Below are 16,547 nucleotides of genomic sequence, written 5' to 3'. Positions count from 1 at the left end.
CTTTGACAGAGACCGTTGCCGCGCCTTCCTGTCCTGACCATGGAGCTCGCTTTGTCGGCTGTTGCGCGTCCTTCCCGTCCGATCTGCGAGTCCGGAGACGCTTGCCAAGATGCGGTTGCTGTGGTGGGTATCGGCCTGCGGTTGCCGGGTGGCATCCGGACTCTGGATTCGTTGTGGGCCGCATTGGTCGACGGACGCGATCTGGTGGGAGAGATCACCTCCGACCGCTTCTCGGCAGATGCTTTCGTAGCCGACGGTCCTGCTCGGGCGGGCAAGTCCTATACCGCGGCGGCAGCTCTGTTGGACGATGTGGTCTCGTTCGATGCCGACTACTTTGGTATCTCTCCGAAGGAGGCCGCGCGGATCGATCCGCAGCACCGGCTACTGCTGGAGAGCGCGGTGGAGGCTTTCGACGACGCCGGCATCAACCCGGGAGCTTTGGCTGGCAGCGATGCAGCCGTGATGATGGGACTTTCCTCCCACGATTACGGCGACTTGCAGCAGCGACGGATTCGCACGTCTAACCCCTACGTCATGTCTGGTTCCGCGGCTTGCAACGCCGCCAACCGCCTGTCCTACTTTTTCGACTTGCGCGGGCCTTCGCAGGCTGTGGACACGGCGTGCTCCTCTGCGCTCACGGCTGTGCATCACGCGTGTGAGGCACTGCGGTCAGGACGCAGCAGATTGGCGCTGGCCGGAGGTGCGAACGTGCTTCTGAGCCCGTTGAACTTCGTGGGATTCTCCCACGCGTCGATGCTGTCCCGGACGGGGCGGTGCAGGCCCTTCTCTGCCGCAGCCGATGGATTCGTGCGGGCGGAGGGGGCCGGGGTACTGGTACTCAAGCCACTGTCTGCGGCCCTTGAGGACGGCGACCGCATCCATGGTGTAATCGCCGCCAGCGCGGTCAACGCCGATGGCCGCACCGCGGGGTTGGCGCTGCCCAGTACCGCCGCGCAGGCGGAACTGATGGAGCAGGTCTACGCCCAGGCCGGCGTCACTCCTGAGGACGTCGCCTACGTGGAGGCGCACGGTACAGGGACGCAGGCCGGTGATCCCGTCGAGTGCGAGGCGCTGGGGCAGGTCCTGGGTCGACGGCGCGAGAACGGGGCGCTGCCGATCGGATCGGTGAAGGCCAACATCGGTCACCTGGAAGCCGCATCAGGGATCGCGGGCCTGCTGAAAGGCTTGCTCGTACTGCGTGAGAAGACCATTCCCGCCACGCTGCACATGGAGTCGTTGAACCCTGCCATCGACTTCGACGGGCTGGGCCTGGAGCCGGTGGGCCGGCAGCGGCCTCTACCGGTCGGCGGTGGTCTGGTCGGGGTGAACTCCTTCGGTTTCGGCGGTGCCAACGCACATGCTGTTCTGGCTCCCGCCCCGGGAGATCGGTCGGCGCGACGTGCTCAGGTGGCATGCGACGAGTCGGCGCTGGGCCCGAACGGGGGTGGCAGGCTGCCGGTGGTCGTCTCGGCCCGCACGCCGAAGGCTCTGACGGAGGCGGCCCAGGCGTGGGCCGACGCGTTCGAGTCCCAGGTCGGCGGTGGAATGCAGGAGCATTTCTACGACGCGGCGTTCACCGCTTGCCGACGCCGGGCCAGGCACGACCACCAAATCGCGGTCTTGGCCGACGGTCCCGAGGCTGCGGCTTCAGCGTTGCGCGCCGTAGCCGCAGGCGAGTCTGCGCCGGGCGCGTTCTCCGGCAGTGCAGTGAAACGGGGTCGTATCGCGTTTGTTTTCAGTGGCAACGCCTCCCAATGGGCGGGCATGGGGAGCGAACTGCTGCGTGAGGATTCGGCGTTCGCTGACGAGGTAGCTGCTGTCGATACTGTGCTCACACCCTTGCTGGGCTGGTCGGTGCTGGAGGAACTGGCTTCACCATCGGATCCCGGCCGGTGGGATCACACCGAGGTGGCACAGCCGGTCCTGTTTGCCCTGCAGGCTGGACTGATGGCTGCTCTGGTGGCTCGGGGCGTCGAGCCGTCAGCGGTGACGGGCCACAGTGTGGGCGAGGTCGCCGCTGCCTACTGCGCGGGAGCACTGGACCTGGGACAGGCATGCCAGGTGGTTGCCGCCCGCAGCAGGGCTCAGGCATCGACAGCCGGCATGGGGCGGATGGTGGCCGTCGGTCTCAGCCCGGACGCGGCGCGAACCAGGCTGGCCGCGGCGGCCTTCGAGGGGCGGCTGGTGATCGCCGGAGTCAACTCTGACCGGGACGTGACGGTCGCAGGTGACGCCGAAGCGCTGGGTCGGCTGGGGGCCGAATTGGGTGCGGAAGGGATCTTCTTCCGCGACCTAGGCCTGAACTACGCCTTCCACAGTCCTGCCATGGACGCTCTGCGTGAGCCGCTGAAGCGGGCCCTGTCCGCTCTGACCCCGGCGAAGAGCCGTATCCCGATGGTGTCCACGGTCACCGGTGCTGTCATCGACGGCCGTGACCTCGACCACACCTACTGGTGGCGCAACGTGCGGGAACCGGTGCGCTTCTCCGATGCCGTCGCCGGGCTCACGGAAGGCGAGAATGGCTGCGACGTCCTGGTCGAGATCGGTCCCCATCCGGTGCTCGGCGCCTACCTGAGGCGCGCTACTGCGGGTGGCGGACCGATCGCTGTGGTTCCGACGCTTTCTCGTACCGGAGCGGGAACCGCAGCGCTGGACGCGGCCCAAGCCCACCTGTTGGCCGTATGCGCGCAGGTCCGCTGGAACGTCCACTTCCCCCGCCAGGGCCGGGTGAGGGATCTGCCCGGCTATCCGTGGCAGCGTGAGCGGCACTGGAGCGGCGGCCCCGACTGGTGGCTGGAGGACAATCACGACCAGGAGCCTGCGGCGGGGCGGCATCCCCTGCTCGGCGCCCGGCAGCCGGTCGCCGCGCCGACATGGCGCCAGCAGTTCGACGCGGACACCACCGCCTGGCTGGCCGACCACACCGTAGCGGGCGCTGTGGTGTTCCCGGCTGCCGCCTATGTCGACATGGCGCTGAGCGCTGGCCGGGCGGTCCTGGAAGCTCCGGCCGAGGTGATGAACCTGTCGATCGGCAGGGCACTGACCTTGTCGTTCGACAGCCCGGACGCGCATGTCGCCGTGGCGACGACCCTGACTGCTGAGGGGGTATTCACCGTCGCCAGCCGTGGCAGCGACGGAAGCGACTGGAACGAGCACGCCCGCAGTCGGGTACGCCGCCTCCTGCGCGAGCAGCCTGCCCCCCTCGACCTGGACGACATCCGCTCCAGACTCACAAGCCGCTTCACAGCCGAGGACCACTACGCGGCCTGCGCCGATGCCGGTCTGCCCTACGGGCCCGCGTTCCGGACGCTGGCCTCACTGGAAACCGGCGAAGGAGAAGTCCTGGCCACCTATCGGACCACGATGAAAGGGACACCAGGGCACCAGGCGCACCCCACGGTCCTGGACGGTGCCCTGCAGGCCGGAGTGCCCCTGCTCGCCACTGCGGCTGCTGCCCCACAACCGATGCCCTTCCTGCCCGCCGGCATCGACACCGTCCGCTGCTGGCAGCCGATGCCGGAATCCGGCCGGATCCACGTGCGGGCCCGCCTGGTCACCGACCGGGACGCCGTGTGGGACACGACGGTCACCACTTCCGACGGGCACGTGGTACTGGAACTCCTGGGTTGCCGGATGCGCCGCTTCGACATCGACGCCCGCCTCGGGCCCCAACGGCTGACGGAAGTCCTGCGCGCCACGCCCCTTGTCGGCGAGACATCTGGCAGCTCACCCCTGCCTTCTCCCCAGGTGGTGCGCACCGCCTGCGCGGAGGAACTCGCCCGCCTCACCACGGCATGGCTGGCCAGCCCCTACGCGCAGGCCGCGGAGCGAGTGCTGGAGATCGTGGGACACTTCACGGCGGCGGCCGTCGTGGAGCTGCTGCCGGGACGCGGCAGCTTCAGCGTGGACGACCTCCTGACGGCCGGTGTCGAGGTCAAGTACACCCGGTTGCTGCGCATCCTTCTGGCTACGGCGGTAAAAACGGGCCTGCTGCAAACCGAAGAGCAGGGCCGGTGGCGCCTGGCGCGAGAGCCCGCACCCCAGCAGGTGTTCGCCGCCGCATTGCGCCACGTGTCCTGCGAAGTCACCGGGGCGCTGATCTACGGCGTCTGCGGCCAGAACCTGGCGTCCGTACTTCAGGGCCGAACCGACCCGCTGGAACTGCTGTTCTCCGAGACCGACGCGCTCGCCATGCGGTTCTACGACGCCCTGCACGCCCTGCAGCACCTCGGCTCCCTAGCCGAGCGACTCCTGACCTCAGCTCTGGCCAGCTGGCCACAGGACCGACCCCTGCGCATCCTGGAAGTCGGAGGAGGAACCGGCGGCCTCACCGGCCTACTGCTGCGCCACCTGCCACCCCACCTCACCCGGTACACCTTCACCGACGTATCCTCAGCCTTCTTCCGCCAGGCCCAGCAGCGCTTCTCCGACTACGACTTCGTCGACTACCAGGTACTGGATCTGAACAAGGACATCTCTGAGCAGGGCTTCACCCCGGCCTCCTTCGACCTGGTGATCGCGGCCAACGTGCTGCACGCCACCGAGGACCTGTCCGCCAGCCTGCGCCGGACCGCGGACCTGCTCACCGACGGCGGTCATCTGCTCGCCCTGGAATCGCACCGGCACGACGTAATGGCCCCCGTCTTCGGGTTGTTGGACTCCTTCTGGACCGCGACCGACACCACTCTGCGTCCAGACGGTCCCCTCCTCCCGCAGGACCAGTGGCCCGAGCTGCTGCACGCCTGCGGTTTCACCGGCACCGTACAGACCTGCGAAGGCGAGACGCCCGAGGGCATGTCTGTGATCCACACCGCACGCCAGCCTCGGTCTCTCAACAAGATGAAACGACCGGTTCCCAACCAAGGCGGCGCAGGCGACCCCACGGTGCGACGGTGGATGGTGGGCCTCCTCTCCGCCGCAGGCAGGGAGCCCGTCCCGGCCCACGAGGTCGCGAAAGCGCTGGACTTGGTGTCAGCGGGGACCGTCCGCACCGTGGATCCCCACGTCGGGCCTGCGCAGTGGTCGAGGTGGTTGAGTGCCCCATCCGCACCGACCGACATCGTGCTGATGGCCGGGTCCGCCAGCAGGGCCCGAGCCCAGGACGAGACGGAGGAAGCCGTCGCGCATCTCGCCGTTCTGAAGGATCTGAGCACAGCCAATGAACAGATTGCCGCCTCAGCGGATTCGGTCGACGACAGAGCGCCCTTGAACGTGTGGGTGGTCACCCCTGGCGCCCCTGGTGCGCTGTGCCCGCCACCTGCCTCCGGGGCTGCAGCCGCGATGTGGGGGGCCGCCAGGACACTGGCCAACGAACAACCTGGGCTGGCCGTGCGCAGAATCGCTCTGGCCCCTGCGCAACCCCCGCATGAGGAGGCGTCCCTGCTGGAGCGCCTCGTCGCGGAGATGCTGTCATGCCCACCGGAGGACGAGGTTCTGCTGACCTCCAGCGGCCGGTTCACCACCGTCGTCCGGCCGGTGCCGCAACCGACCCGACCGAGCGCGGGAAGCAGCTTCACCCTTACGGTGAAAGACCCCGGACTGCGCTACCGGCTGGGCTGGCAACCCCGGCAGACCCCTGTGCCGCTCCAAGGACAGGCCGTCATCGAGGTCGCCGCGGCCGCCCTGAACTATCGCGACATCATGATCGTCACGGGCATGATCCCGCCCACGTACCGCCATGACGAGGTCGCCGATGTCGGGCTGGAATTCGCCGGCGTAGTCAGTGCCGTAGGACCCGGCGTCACCCGCTTCCGAGTGGGCGACCGCGTCGCAGGTATGGCGCAGGGCTGTTTCGGCTCGCATGTGATCACCCGCGCCGACCGGCTCCTGCCGGTGCCCCCGGAGATGCCGCTCGAGGCGGCGGTCACGTTGCCCGCAGCATTCCTCACCGTCCAGTACAGCCTGGGCCAAGTCGCCCGCCTTACCGCCGGCGAAACCTTGCTGGTGCACGGCGCGGCCGGCGGGGTGGGCCTGGCCGCACTGCAGTACGCCCGCCGGGCGGGCGCCGAGGTCATCGCCACAGCCGGAACGCCCGCCAAGCGCGACCTGCTGCGGCTCCTGGGCGTCCAGCATGTCCTGGACTCCCGCAGCCTCCATTTCGCCGAGCAGATCCGTGACCTGACCGGCGGCCAAGGCGTCGACGTGGTCCTCAACTCCTTGGCGGGCGAGCCCCTCGTACGCAGTCTGGGACTGCTCAAGCCCTTCGGCCGGTTCGTGGAACTGGGCAAGCGGGACTTCTTGGCGGACACCTCGCTCCCTCTGGGAGCGTTCATCAACAACCTGTCCTTCCACGGCGTGGACGTCATGGCCCTGGCTGAAGCCTCCCCCGTGGCCGAGGCCCAATTCGCCGAGCTCACCGCAGCGGTGACCAAGGGCGACTTCCGGCCTCTGCCCTCCCGCGCCTATCCCGCCCGCCGTATCGACGAGGCTTTTGCCTGCCTTCAGCACTCCCGGCACGTCGGCAAGGTCGTGATCACTTTCGACGAGGACGTGCCCGTACAGCTCCCGCCCGAGCAGGTCGTCCTGGACCCGCGGGCCACCTATCTGATCACCGGAGGGCTCGGGGGATTCGGCGCCGAAACCGCACGCCACCTGGCCGCCCGTGGAGCCCGCCACCTCACGCTGGTGAGCCGTCGCGGCACCACATCTCCCGAGGCGCCGGCTCTCCTGGAGGACCTGCACGCGCTGGGCACGGAGGTCGCCACCTACGCCGCTGACGCCGCTGACGAAGCAGTCCTGCGCCGCATCCTTGACGACATCGACAACTCCGGCCGTCGACTGGCCGGGGTCCTGCACGCCGCGATGGTCCTGGACGACGCACCGCTGACCCAGCTAACCGACGAGCGCGTACGCGCCGTCCTCACCCCCAAGATGACCGCCGGGCACCTGTTGGATGACCTCACCCGCGAGCACGAGCTGGACTTCTTCATCCTCTACAGCTCCATGGCCACGCTCGCCGGCAACTGGCGCCAAGCGCCCTACGTCGCCGCCAACCAAGCCCTGGAGGCGCTGGCCCGTGACCGCCGCCGACGCGGAGCGGCCGCACTGGCCATCCAGTGGAGTGTCATCTCCGACGCCGGCTACGTCCATCGCTCAGAACGACTGGAGGAACTGGCCTCCTACGGTCTCGGATCACTCACCGCGCACGAGGCCCTGGCCGAACTCGACCTGATCACTCACTCCACGCACCCCGTCATCGCCGCCGGCACCCTCAACTGGAGCCACCTGCGGCGCTTCCTGCCCATCCTGGACGCACCCCGCACCGCACACCTCATGCCCGAGCGCAGCGACACCCAGGCCGCCGACGTCCTCCACACTGCCCTTACTCGCGCCTCCACCGAACGAGCTCTTGCCCTGATCGAAGACACACTCGCCCAGCTGCTGGCCGACGTACTGCAAAGCACCCCCGAACGCATCGACCGCACCCGGCGCCTGGACCTGCTGGGCATGGACTCCCTCATGGCCGCCGAACTCGCCGTCCTCGTTCACCAGCGCATCGGCATCGACCTGCCCGTCGTGGAGCTCGCACAGGCAGGGAACCTCAAAACCCTGGCCCAGCGCATCCACACCCGCCTCGCTCCCGCCGACCGATGACCCGCCCGGAAGGACACGCGGCCTTGCACCCTCCTCGCGCTGCCAACCCCCACGGGCAGCCCTCGCTTACAGCGCTCAACCACCGGCCCGACGCCCCCGTGCGCCTGGTCTGCCTGCCCCCCGCCGGGCTCGGACCCAGCTTCTACCTGCCCTGGGCACCGCTCCTCAACGACGTGGACCTGTACGCGGTCCAGCTACCGGGCCGGGAGACCTACAGCGCCCAGCCGTCTCTGACCGACCCCCGGCAGGTCACCACCGCCCTCGCCGAACAGATCGCCGGCAGCGGCGACAGCCGCCCCTTCGCTCTGTTCGGGCACAGCATCGGCGCCCTCCTCGCCTACGAGACCGCCCGCCGCATGCGCCGCACCCACCAGCGCCAGCCGGTTCTCCTGGCGCTATCCGCACTGCCGGCACCTCATGTCAAAACCCTCTCCGACGAACTCGCACCCCGCCTTCTGGACGGGCAGAGTGCCCTGGCCGACCTTCTTGGCACCATCGGGGACCTCCCGCCCCACATCGCGCAGGACCTTGGCCTACTGACCCGTGTGTGCACCCCCCTGATCGCCGACATGCTGCTGAGCCTCCACTACAAACACCAGGACGAACCGCCTCTCGACGTCCCCTTCGCAATCTACGGTGGCCAGAGCGACCCCGTGGCCACCGCTGAAGACCTGCACGCTTGGAACGACCTGACCACCCAGCCCGTCACCCCACAGCTCTTCCCCGGTTCCCACATGTACACGGCGGATCAGACGCATGCCCTGACCCACCGGCTTAGCAGAGACCTGCGCGTCGCCACGCGCTACGCAAGCGCGCCATGAGAACCCAGCAGCCGTCCGGCGGGCAGGTGACAGCACGCACTGCCCCTGTCCGCCGTCGGGCGGCAACCCTCACCCTGTGTCTGGGCCTGTTCCTCCTCGGCATGGACCTGGCCATCCTGAACGTCGCCCTGCCCGACCTCAACAACGACCTGTCAGCTCGATGAAGCAGCTGCAGTGGATCGTCGACAGCTACGCCCTCGTCCTCGGCGGATTCGTCCTGGCAGCCGGCGCAGCCACCGACCGCCTCGGCCGCCGCCGGTCGTTCCTCACCGGCCTCATCGTCTGCGCCCTCGCCTCCGCCCTGGGAGCCCAAGCTCAGCGGTGGACTCACCGGCCCCGTGATCGGCGAGTGGCTCGTCGCCCAGTACTCCTGGCGCGCCGCCTTCCTGGTAAACATCCCCCTCGCCGCACTGGCCGTCGTACTCGCCCTGCTCGTCGTGCCGGACTCACGGTCCGGCCGCCCCGAATCCATCGACGTGCCCGGCACCCTGCTCTGCACGACCGGGCTGCTGGCCATGCTGTGGGCCGTCATCGAAAGCCCGTCCCGAGGCTGGACCAGCACCGCCACGCAAGACGGTAGCGGTGCGAGTCCGGAAACTCCTCCCTGTTATCCCGAGACGAGGTGGCTGGGGTTCCGGAGCGGCAACGGGTGCGCGCCTTCATCCTGTTCAGCGCCGCGCTCGCGGCGGGCGGAATGGGCGCCGGGCTGCTCGCCGCCCTGCTCGGGCGCTGGGACCTGCGCCGGCTCTTCGTCGCCGACGCCGCGACCTGCCTGGCCTGCGCACTACTGATCCGCCTCGCCCTCCCCCACGACCGACCGGCACCCCCGCACCGAACCGGGACGACCCCCCGGTTCAACCGCTGCGCGACCGCGCCCTGTTGAGCGTCCTCGCCACCGGAACCGCCTACGCTCTGATCAACCAGCAGACCGTGATGACCCTCCCGCTCGCGCTCGCGCGGCAGGGTCTGCCCGCCGCCGACGCGGGGCCGCTGTTCACCGCTGCCGCGGCCACCACGGTGCTGGCCCAGCCGTTGGTCCGACCGCGATGGACGGGTCGGCTCACCACCCCCGTCACGCTCGCCCTCGCCCATCTTCTCCTGGCCGCGGGGCTGACGGGCTACGCCCTCGCGAGCGGCCTGCCGTCACTCCTCCTCTCGACCGCCGTGTGGAGCGTCGGCGACCTGCTGGTCATGGGCCGCCTCTACGCGCTCGTCACCAACCTCGCGCCGCCCGGCGCGAGCGGCCGCTACCTGGCCGTCTTCGGCACCAGCTGGGGCTTCGCGGCGACGCTCGCACCCGTCCTCGGCACCCAGTTGCTCGCCCACGCGGGAACGACCACCCTCTGGTCCGTGATGGCCGCGCTCTGTCCGGCGCTCGCCGCACTGCACCTTCGTCTTACACCGGAGCCCGCGCGGTCCCACCACAACACCGCGAAGGCACTCCGCAGCCGGGCTCCGGGTGCGGCGCAGGAGCGGTCCGCGGTCACCGACGGTTGAAGCTCAGGTCTCGTCCCAGGCCGGCTGCGGGTAGCCGGTCTCGGCGAGGTCCTCGGCCAGGTCTGCGCTCGCACGTGAGCCGAACTCGCTCGGTTCTCGGTGCGGTCGGGTGGAAGCGCGCCCGCCCGCGACCAGGACACGCCGGCCGGACGCAGGGCAGCGAGGCGACGATGGCGTACAGCATGCCGACACCAGTGGTCACAGCGGCGTTCAAGGCCGTGCGCCGGGCGGGAAGCCCGCCCGGATAACAGGCCGGAAACCGGACGGATACCGACAAGAGCCGTGCTTTACCCATCGGTCACAAGCTGTTTGTGATCACGCAACACCGCTCGGTCAAGGTGGGTCCATGACCGACGAGACCCGCGCGAAGCGATCCCACGGCACTCCTCACTGGCGCCGGGACGCGGTCGAGCTGGCCGCCCTGTTCACCGCGGTCGCCACCGCCGACTGCGTGGCCAACACGGTGGCGCACGGCCCGGACGGGCCGGCCCTCCTCGTCGCCTCCGCCGCCGCCCTGCTGGCCACGACCGGCTTCCACACCTGGTGGGCGCGGCGCCCCGCCGTACGGAAACCGGCCGCCCAGGAGGCACCTTCCCAAAAGGCCACCGCACCCGAGGTCGGCACCGCCCTCTGGCGGATGCGCACGACCGTGCGCGACGAGCCCGGCAGCCTGGCCGCGCTGTGCCTGGCCCTCGCCCGGCACCGGGTGGACATCCTCGCCCTCCAGACCCACCCGCTGGCCGACGGCGCCGTGGACGAACTGCTGCTCCGCGCCCCGGAGACGCTGACCGACGCCGAGCTGAAGGAGGCCGCGGCCGCCGGTGGCGGCAGCGCGACCTGGCTGGAGCGGGCCGACGCCCACGACCTCGTAGACGCCCCGACCCGGGCGCTCACCCTCGCCACCCGCACGGCCCTCGACGCCGCCGAGCTCCCCCTCGCGCTGCGGCAGCTGTTCGGCCGCTGCACCATCCGCTCCACCCCGGCCCGCTCCCCGCGCGGCGGCGGGCAGGCCGAACCGGTGCCGGCCGAGGGCCTCTGGGAGGAGACCGTGCTGCGCCTGCCCGACCCCTCCGGCGGGACGATCACTATCGAACGCCCGTACCTCCCCTTCACCCCCACCGAGTTCGCCCGCGCCCGCGCGCTCGTCGAGCTGGACGCCCGGCTGGGCCCGCGAGTGCCCCCGCGCAGCGACGTGCTGACCCTGCCCGAGGGCAACGAGATCACCGTCCGGCGGGCCGGCACCGGCGACCTGGCCGCGGCCCGCGAGATGCACGACCGCTGCTCCGCCACCACGCTCGCCCGCCGCTACCACGGGCCGGTCGGCGACGCCGACCGCTATCTGCGCCACCTGCTGAGCCCCCGCTTCGGCCGGACGCTCGCCGCCCACACCTCCTCCGGCCGACTGGTGGCCCTCGGCCATCTGCTGTGGGACGGCGAGGAGACCGAGGTGGCACTGCTCGTCGAGGACGCCTGGCAGCGCCGCGGCGTCGGCGGCGAACTCCTCGGCAGGCTGGTGACCCTGGCCGCCGAGGCGGGCTGCGAGAGCGTCTACGCCGTCACCCAGTCCTCCAACACCGGCATGGTCGCGGCGATGCGCGCCCTGGACCTCCCGCTGGACTACCAGGTCGAGGAGGGCACGCTCGTCATCACGGCCCGGCTCGCCCGGCCGCGCGTACCGGTCCTCCCGGCCACCGCGCCCGGTGCCGCCACGGCGTGGCCCGTATCGCCCAAGCCCTGACATAACCCCGCGTGTCAGGGGTTCGAACCATGAATGCCCATGACGCGGCCGCACCCCGCGTACGAGGATGTCCGCATGCCCAACGACACCAGTAACCTCCTGCCCCGCCAGGTCGCCGACGCCTACGTCGACGCCGTCATCGAGCTCGACCCCATCACCGGCACCTTCCTCGGCGTGCCCGCATCCGCGCGGCGGCTGCCGGACTTCTCCCCCGAGGGCAGCGCCGCCCTGGCCGGCCTGGCACGGGAGACCCTCGCCCGGCTCGACGACGCCGAGAAGTCACCGGGCGCCGACAGCGACATCGAACGGCGCTGCGCCCGGCTGCTGCGCGAGCGGCTGACCGCCGAACTCGCCGTGCGCGACTCGGGCGAGCCGCTGCGCAACGTCAGCAACATCGAGTCGCCGCTGCACTCGGTGCGCGAGATCTTCGCGATGATGCCGGTCGACACCGCCGAGGACTGGTCCGCGATCGCCGAACGGCTCCGTGCCGTACCGGCGTCGCTGGAGAGCTACCGCGTCTCCCTCGCCGAGGGCCTGCGGCGCGGCCTGCCGGGCGGCCCCCGCCAGGTGGCCACCGTGCTGGAGCAGCTCGGCGAGTGGATCGGCACGGACGGCGGCTGGTTCGCCGACTTCGTCGCCCCCGGCCCGGAGGAGCTCCGCGCCGAGCTGGGGAGCAGCGCGCGGGTGGCGACCGAGGGCCTGGCCGCGCTGCGCGACTGGCTGCGCGACGTCTACGCCCCGGGCGTCGCGGGCGCCCCCGACGTCGTCGGCCGCGAGCGCTACGCCCGCTGGGCGCGCTACTGGAACGGCGCCGACCTCGACCTCGACGAGGCGTACGCGTACGGCTGGTCGGAGTTCCACCGGCTCCTCGGCGAGATGCGCGAGGAGGCGGAGAAGGTCCTGCCGGGCGCGCGGACGCCGTGGGAGGCGATGGCCCACCTGGACGCGCACGGCACGCATCTGGAGGGCGTCGAGGAGACGCGGGTCTGGCTCCAGAAGATGATGGACGACACGATCGAGGCGCTGGACGGCACCCACTTCGACCTGGCGGAGCGCGTCAAGCGCGTGGAGTCCCGCATCGCCCCGCCCGGCGGCGCCGCGGCCCCGTACTACACGGAGCCGTCCGAGGACTTCTCCCGCCCCGGCCGCACCTGGCTGCCGACCATGGGCGAGACCCGCTTCCCGCTCTACGACCTGGTCTCGACCTGGTACCACGAGGGCGTGCCGGGCCACCACCTCCAGCTCGCGCAGTGGGTGCACGTGGCGGACCGGCTTTCCCGCTACCAGACGACGCTCGGCGGGGTCAGCGCGAACTGCGAGGGCTGGGCGCTCTACGCGGAACGGCTGATGGACGAACTGGGCTTCCTGACCGACCCCGAGCGGCGGCTGGGCTATCTGGACGCCCAGATGATGCGGGCCACCCGGGTGATCGTCGACATCGGCATGCACCTGGAGCTGGAGATCCCGGCGGACTCCCCCTTCCACCCGGGCGAGCGCTGGACGCCGGAGCTGGCCCAGGAGTTCTTCGGCATGCACAGCGGTCGCCCCGCGCACCACGTCGAGAGCGAGATGGTGCGCTACCTCGGCATGCCGGGCCAGGCGATCGGCTACAAGCTGGGCGAGCGGGCCTGGCTGGCCGGGCGCGAGGCGGCCCGAAAGGCACACGGCGACGCGTTCGACGCGAAGGCGTGGCACATGGCCGCCCTGTCGCAGGGTTCGCTGGGCCTGGACGACCTGGTGGCCGAGCTGTCGGCGCTCTGACGGACGGGCACGGCGGACGGGCGGGCCGTACGGCGGTACGGGCACGGCGGGCGGGCCGTACGGCGGTACGGGCCCGCCCGGCGGTGCCGGGGGCGGTCCGTGCCGCCAGGCCGGATCCGTCAGATCCGTCAGATCCGCCAGGCGCGGATGCGGTCGGCGCACTCGTAGACGTCGACCCGGTACTCCTTGATGTCCCGGGCCAGGTCCACTATGGAGCCGTACGGCGGGTCGATGCCCTCGCCCGCCGCGGCCATGTAGGCCACGACGACCATGCACGCGTAGAGGCTGCTGCGCACCGGGAGGGGCTGGAGCCGGACGAGGGTGTGCATCAGGGCCGCGGCCCGCCAGGCCGCGTCGGGTTCGTGGTCGAACTTCGCGACGTCGAAGGCGTGCCGGGAGACGGCCGCGGCCAGGGCGGTGTAGTCGTGCACGGCGGGCTCTTCGTACAGCTTCTGCTCCTGTACGCCCAGGAGCCAGGGCAGATCGATGAGCAGCGACATCAGGCGGCCGCACCGCCTTCGGACGTCGGCGCCTCCTCGGGGAAGGCGGCGTCGAATTCCTCTATGTGCTCGTTCCAGAACTTGGCGGCACGTTCCACGAAGCGGCGGCGCTGCTGCTCGCGCACCGACAGGTCGTGCACATACGCCTTGATGCTCTTCCCGTCGGCGGCGGCGGCCTCGCGGATGGCCGCGAGTTCCTCTTCCGTGAATTCGATGTTGAGTGCCGGCATGCCACCAAGGTACCGGCACAGTACCGCCGTCCGCAGTGGCCGGGGGCGCGCGCCGTTCCCGGCCGTTTCCGCCGCGCGCCGTTCCGCCGGGGCGCCCGGCTCGGCAGAGTACGAGGGGACGGCGGGGGGCCACGAGGGTGACGAGGAAAGGACGGACGCGTGCGTTCGAGACTGTGGATCGTTCCCGTGCTCACCGTGCTGGTGGCCGTGGCGGCGGCGCTGCCCGCGCTGTCGCGGCCCGCCCCGGACCGGGCGGGCGCGCCCGGCGGCGGGCACCGGCCCGACGCCACCGGCGTGGTGCTGGCCGTGCACGGCGGCGCCGGCACCGCGCTGCGCCGGGAGGACACCGACGCGCGGACGGAGAAGGCGTACCGCGACGGCCTGGCCGGCGCCCTGCGCGCCGGCCGGAAGGTGCTGCGCGAGGGCGGCGACAGCGTGGCGGCGGTCGAGGCCGCGGTGCGGGTGCTGGAGGACGACGAGCTGTTCAACGCGGGCAAGGGCGCGGTGTTCAACGAGGACGCCGGGCACGAGCTGGACGCGTCGATCATGCGCGGCTCGGACCAGGCGGCGGGGGCCGTCGCGGGGGTGCGCCACGTGCGCAACCCCGTATCGGCGGCCCGGCTGGTGATGGAGAGGACGCCGCACGTGCTGCTCGCGGGCGAGGGCGCCGACGCCTTCGCCGCGCGGAACGGCCTGACGCCGGTGACGCAGGACTACTTCTGGACGCAGGCCCGGTGGGACAGCCTGATGAAGGCCAAGGAGCGGGCGCGCAAGGGCGGGAAGGCCGTCGGGGGATCCGCTCCGGGCGAGGCGGCCCTGGGCACGGTGGGGGCCGTGGCCGTCGACCGCGACCGCGGCCTGGCCGCCGCCACCTCGACCGGCGGCATGACGAACAAGATGGCGGGCCGGGTCGGCGACTCCCCGCTGGTGGGCGCCGGCACGTACGCCAGGAACGGCACGGTGGCGGCCAGCGCCACCGGCGCCGGCGAGGTGTTCGTCCGGGGCGCCGCGACGGCCACGCTCGCCCACCTGATCGAGTTCGGCGGCAAGGACGTGGTGGCGGCCGCCCACGAGGTCGTCGGGGAACGGCTGCCCCGGCTGGGTGGCAAGGGCGGGGTGATCGCCCTGGACCCGCGGGGCGTGCTGTCCGCGCCGTTCAGCAGCGAGGGCATGCTGCACGGCTTCCTCACGGAGGACGGCCGGATCGTCACCCGGGTGTTCCCCGACGAGTCACCGGGCCACCGGTGACCCGCGGGCCCGCGGGTTGCGCTGGAGCGCGCTCCAGCTCGTAGCGTCGGAGGCGCACCTGCCGGGAGGCGGACAGGGCACAGGCGAACGGGGAGCACCATGCGGTACACATTGTTCGGCAGGACCGGCCTGCGGGTGAGCGAGCTGGCCCTCGGCGCCATGACCATGGGCTGGGGCGCCGGCAAGGAGACCGCCGGACGGATCCTCGACGCCTACGCGGACGCGGGCGGCAACTTCCTCGACACCGCCGACATCTACGCGGGCGGCGACTCGGAGACGATCCTCGGCGAGCTGCTCGACGGCCGCCGGGACGACTTCGTCCTCGCGTCCAAGTACACCTGCGCGACCCGCCAGGGGGACGTGAACGCGGCGGGCAACCACCGAAGGAACCTGGTCCGGTCGGTCGAGGCGAGCCTCGGCCGACTGCGCGCCGACCACCTGGACGTGCTGTGGGTGCACGCGCGCGACAACTTCACCCCCGTCGAGGAGGTCATGCGGGCGCTCGACGACGTCGTACGAGCGGGCAAGGTGCTCTACGTCGGGGTGTCCGACTGGCCGGCCTGGGAGATCGCGCAGGCGAACACGCTGGCCGAGCTGCGCGGCTGGACGTCCTTCGCGGGTTCGCAGCTGCGCTACAGCCTGCTGGAGCGGACGCCGGAGCGCGAACTGCTCCCGCAGGCGCGCGCCTTCGACCAGGCGGTGTTCGCCTGGAGCCCGCTCGCGGGCGGCAAGCTGACCGGCAAGTACCGGCGGGGCGAGGCGGGCCGGCTGACCTCCGGGGGTGGCGAGGCGGCGGTGGACCCGCGCGAGGAGGCGGTCGTCACGGCGGTCCTGGAGATCGCCGAGCAGGGCGGCTGGAGCCCGGCGCAGGTGGCGCTGGCCTGGCTGCGCGGCCGGCCCGGCAACATCGTCCCGATCGTCGGCGCGACCCGGGAGAGCCAGCTCGCCGACAACCTGGCGGCCCTGGGCGTCACGCTCGACGCGGAGGCCGTGGCCCGGCTGGACGCGGTGAGCGCGGTGCCGCTGGGGTTCCCGCACGACTTCCTGCGGGAGCCGGGCATCGTGGAGAACGTCTACGGTGACCGCTGGGCGGCCGTCGAGGACCGGCGCTCGACGTACCGCCGGACGGTGACGGACGTCCTCTGACGACCTCGTGCGT

General features: G+C 71.3%; 11 protein-coding genes and 1 pseudogene. 10 read left to right on the top strand and 2 right to left on the bottom strand.

Going from position 1 to position 16,547, the window contains the following annotated elements; translation table 11 throughout:
- Window positions 1-123 precede the first annotated feature (123 nt).
- From LUZ64_RS30020 to LUZ64_RS29985, 8 genes and pseudogenes are all read left to right on the top strand, one after another.
- Window positions 124-7,593 carry a type I polyketide synthase gene (locus LUZ64_RS30020; RefSeq protein WP_232398984.1) on the top strand — a complete coding sequence of 2,490 codons (7,470 nt, stop codon included), beginning with the start codon at window positions 124-126 and terminating at the stop codon, window positions 7,591-7,593.
- A 23-nt stretch (window positions 7,594-7,616) separates the two neighbouring features.
- A complete protein-coding gene (locus LUZ64_RS30015; RefSeq protein ID WP_232390433.1) occupies window positions 7,617-8,414 on the top strand; it encodes a thioesterase II family protein in 798 nt (265 codons plus the stop codon).
- A 26-nt stretch (window positions 8,415-8,440) separates the two neighbouring features.
- Window positions 8,441-8,578 carry a hypothetical protein gene (locus tag LUZ64_RS30010; protein WP_232390434.1) on the top strand — a complete coding sequence of 46 codons (138 nt, stop codon included), beginning with the start codon at window positions 8,441-8,443 and terminating at the stop codon, window positions 8,576-8,578.
- Window positions 8,579-8,746: 168 nt separating this feature from the next.
- Window positions 8,747-8,887: pseudogene (locus tag LUZ64_RS37605) on the top strand (MFS transporter); the annotation flags it as partial.
- Between the two features lie 176 nt (window positions 8,888-9,063).
- Window positions 9,064-9,297, top strand: coding sequence for a hypothetical protein (locus LUZ64_RS37600; protein ID WP_095580890.1), 234 nt, complete (start codon window positions 9,064-9,066; stop codon window positions 9,295-9,297).
- Window positions 9,294-9,911: an MFS transporter gene (locus LUZ64_RS29995; protein ID WP_095580889.1), complete on the top strand. Its 618-nt coding sequence runs from the start codon at window positions 9,294-9,296 to the stop codon at window positions 9,909-9,911. Before LUZ64_RS37600 ends, LUZ64_RS29995 begins: the two co-directional genes overlap by 4 nt.
- 346 nt (window positions 9,912-10,257) lie before the next feature.
- Window positions 10,258-11,649 (top strand): GNAT family N-acetyltransferase, encoded by a 1,392-nt coding sequence (locus LUZ64_RS29990; RefSeq protein WP_095580888.1) that lies wholly within the window; start codon window positions 10,258-10,260, stop codon window positions 11,647-11,649.
- Between the two features lie 75 nt (window positions 11,650-11,724).
- Complete coding sequence (locus LUZ64_RS29985) at window positions 11,725-13,410, top strand: DUF885 domain-containing protein (RefSeq protein WP_095580939.1); 1,686 nt, start codon at window positions 11,725-11,727, stop codon at window positions 13,408-13,410.
- A 128-nt stretch (window positions 13,411-13,538) separates the two neighbouring features.
- On the opposite strand, the gene LUZ64_RS29980 is transcribed toward LUZ64_RS29985, so the two are convergent.
- Window positions 13,539-13,910, bottom strand: a complete 372-nt coding sequence (locus LUZ64_RS29980) for a toxin Doc (RefSeq protein WP_087929196.1) — start codon at window positions 13,908-13,910, stop codon at window positions 13,539-13,541.
- Window positions 13,910-14,140 carry a type II TA system antitoxin, ParD family gene (locus LUZ64_RS29975; protein WP_087929195.1) on the bottom strand — a complete coding sequence of 77 codons (231 nt, stop codon included), beginning with the start codon at window positions 14,138-14,140 and terminating at the stop codon, window positions 13,910-13,912. Before LUZ64_RS29975 ends, LUZ64_RS29980 begins: the two co-directional genes overlap by 1 nt.
- A 159-nt stretch (window positions 14,141-14,299) precedes the next feature.
- Between LUZ64_RS29975 and LUZ64_RS29970 the strand changes: the two genes are divergently transcribed.
- Window positions 14,300-15,388 carry an isoaspartyl peptidase/L-asparaginase family protein gene (locus LUZ64_RS29970; RefSeq protein WP_095580887.1) on the top strand — a complete coding sequence of 363 codons (1,089 nt, stop codon included), beginning with the start codon at window positions 14,300-14,302 and terminating at the stop codon, window positions 15,386-15,388.
- A gap of 99 nt (window positions 15,389-15,487) precedes the next feature.
- Window positions 15,488-16,534 carry an aldo/keto reductase gene (locus LUZ64_RS29965; RefSeq protein WP_095580886.1) on the top strand — a complete coding sequence of 349 codons (1,047 nt, stop codon included), beginning with the start codon at window positions 15,488-15,490 and terminating at the stop codon, window positions 16,532-16,534.
- Window positions 16,535-16,547: the final 13 nt, after the last annotated feature.

This window comes from Streptomyces albireticuli, assembly GCF_021228125.1.
In the GTDB taxonomy this organism is placed as follows: Bacteria; Actinomycetota; Actinomycetes; order Streptomycetales; family Streptomycetaceae; genus Streptomyces; species Streptomyces albireticuli.
This window is presented reverse-complemented; position numbering and strand designations above follow the sequence as displayed.

What these genes read in the sequence shown, in the direction of transcription:
- LUZ64_RS29990 (WP_095580888.1), top strand. Translation starts at nt 10,258, where the DNA reads ATGACCGACGAGACCCGCGCGAAGCGATCCCACGGCACTCCTCACTGG.
- LUZ64_RS29985 (WP_095580939.1), top strand. Translation starts at nt 11,725, where the DNA reads ATGCCCAACGACACCAGTAACCTCCTGCCCCGCCAGGTCGCCGACGCC.
- LUZ64_RS29980 (WP_087929196.1), bottom strand. Translation starts at nt 13,910, where the DNA reads ATGTCGCTGCTCATCGATCTGCCCTGGCTCCTGGGCGTACAGGAGCAG.
- LUZ64_RS29975 (WP_087929195.1), bottom strand. Translation starts at nt 14,140, where the DNA reads ATGCCGGCACTCAACATCGAATTCACGGAAGAGGAACTCGCGGCCATC.
- LUZ64_RS29965 (WP_095580886.1), top strand. Translation starts at nt 15,488, where the DNA reads ATGCGGTACACATTGTTCGGCAGGACCGGCCTGCGGGTGAGCGAGCTG.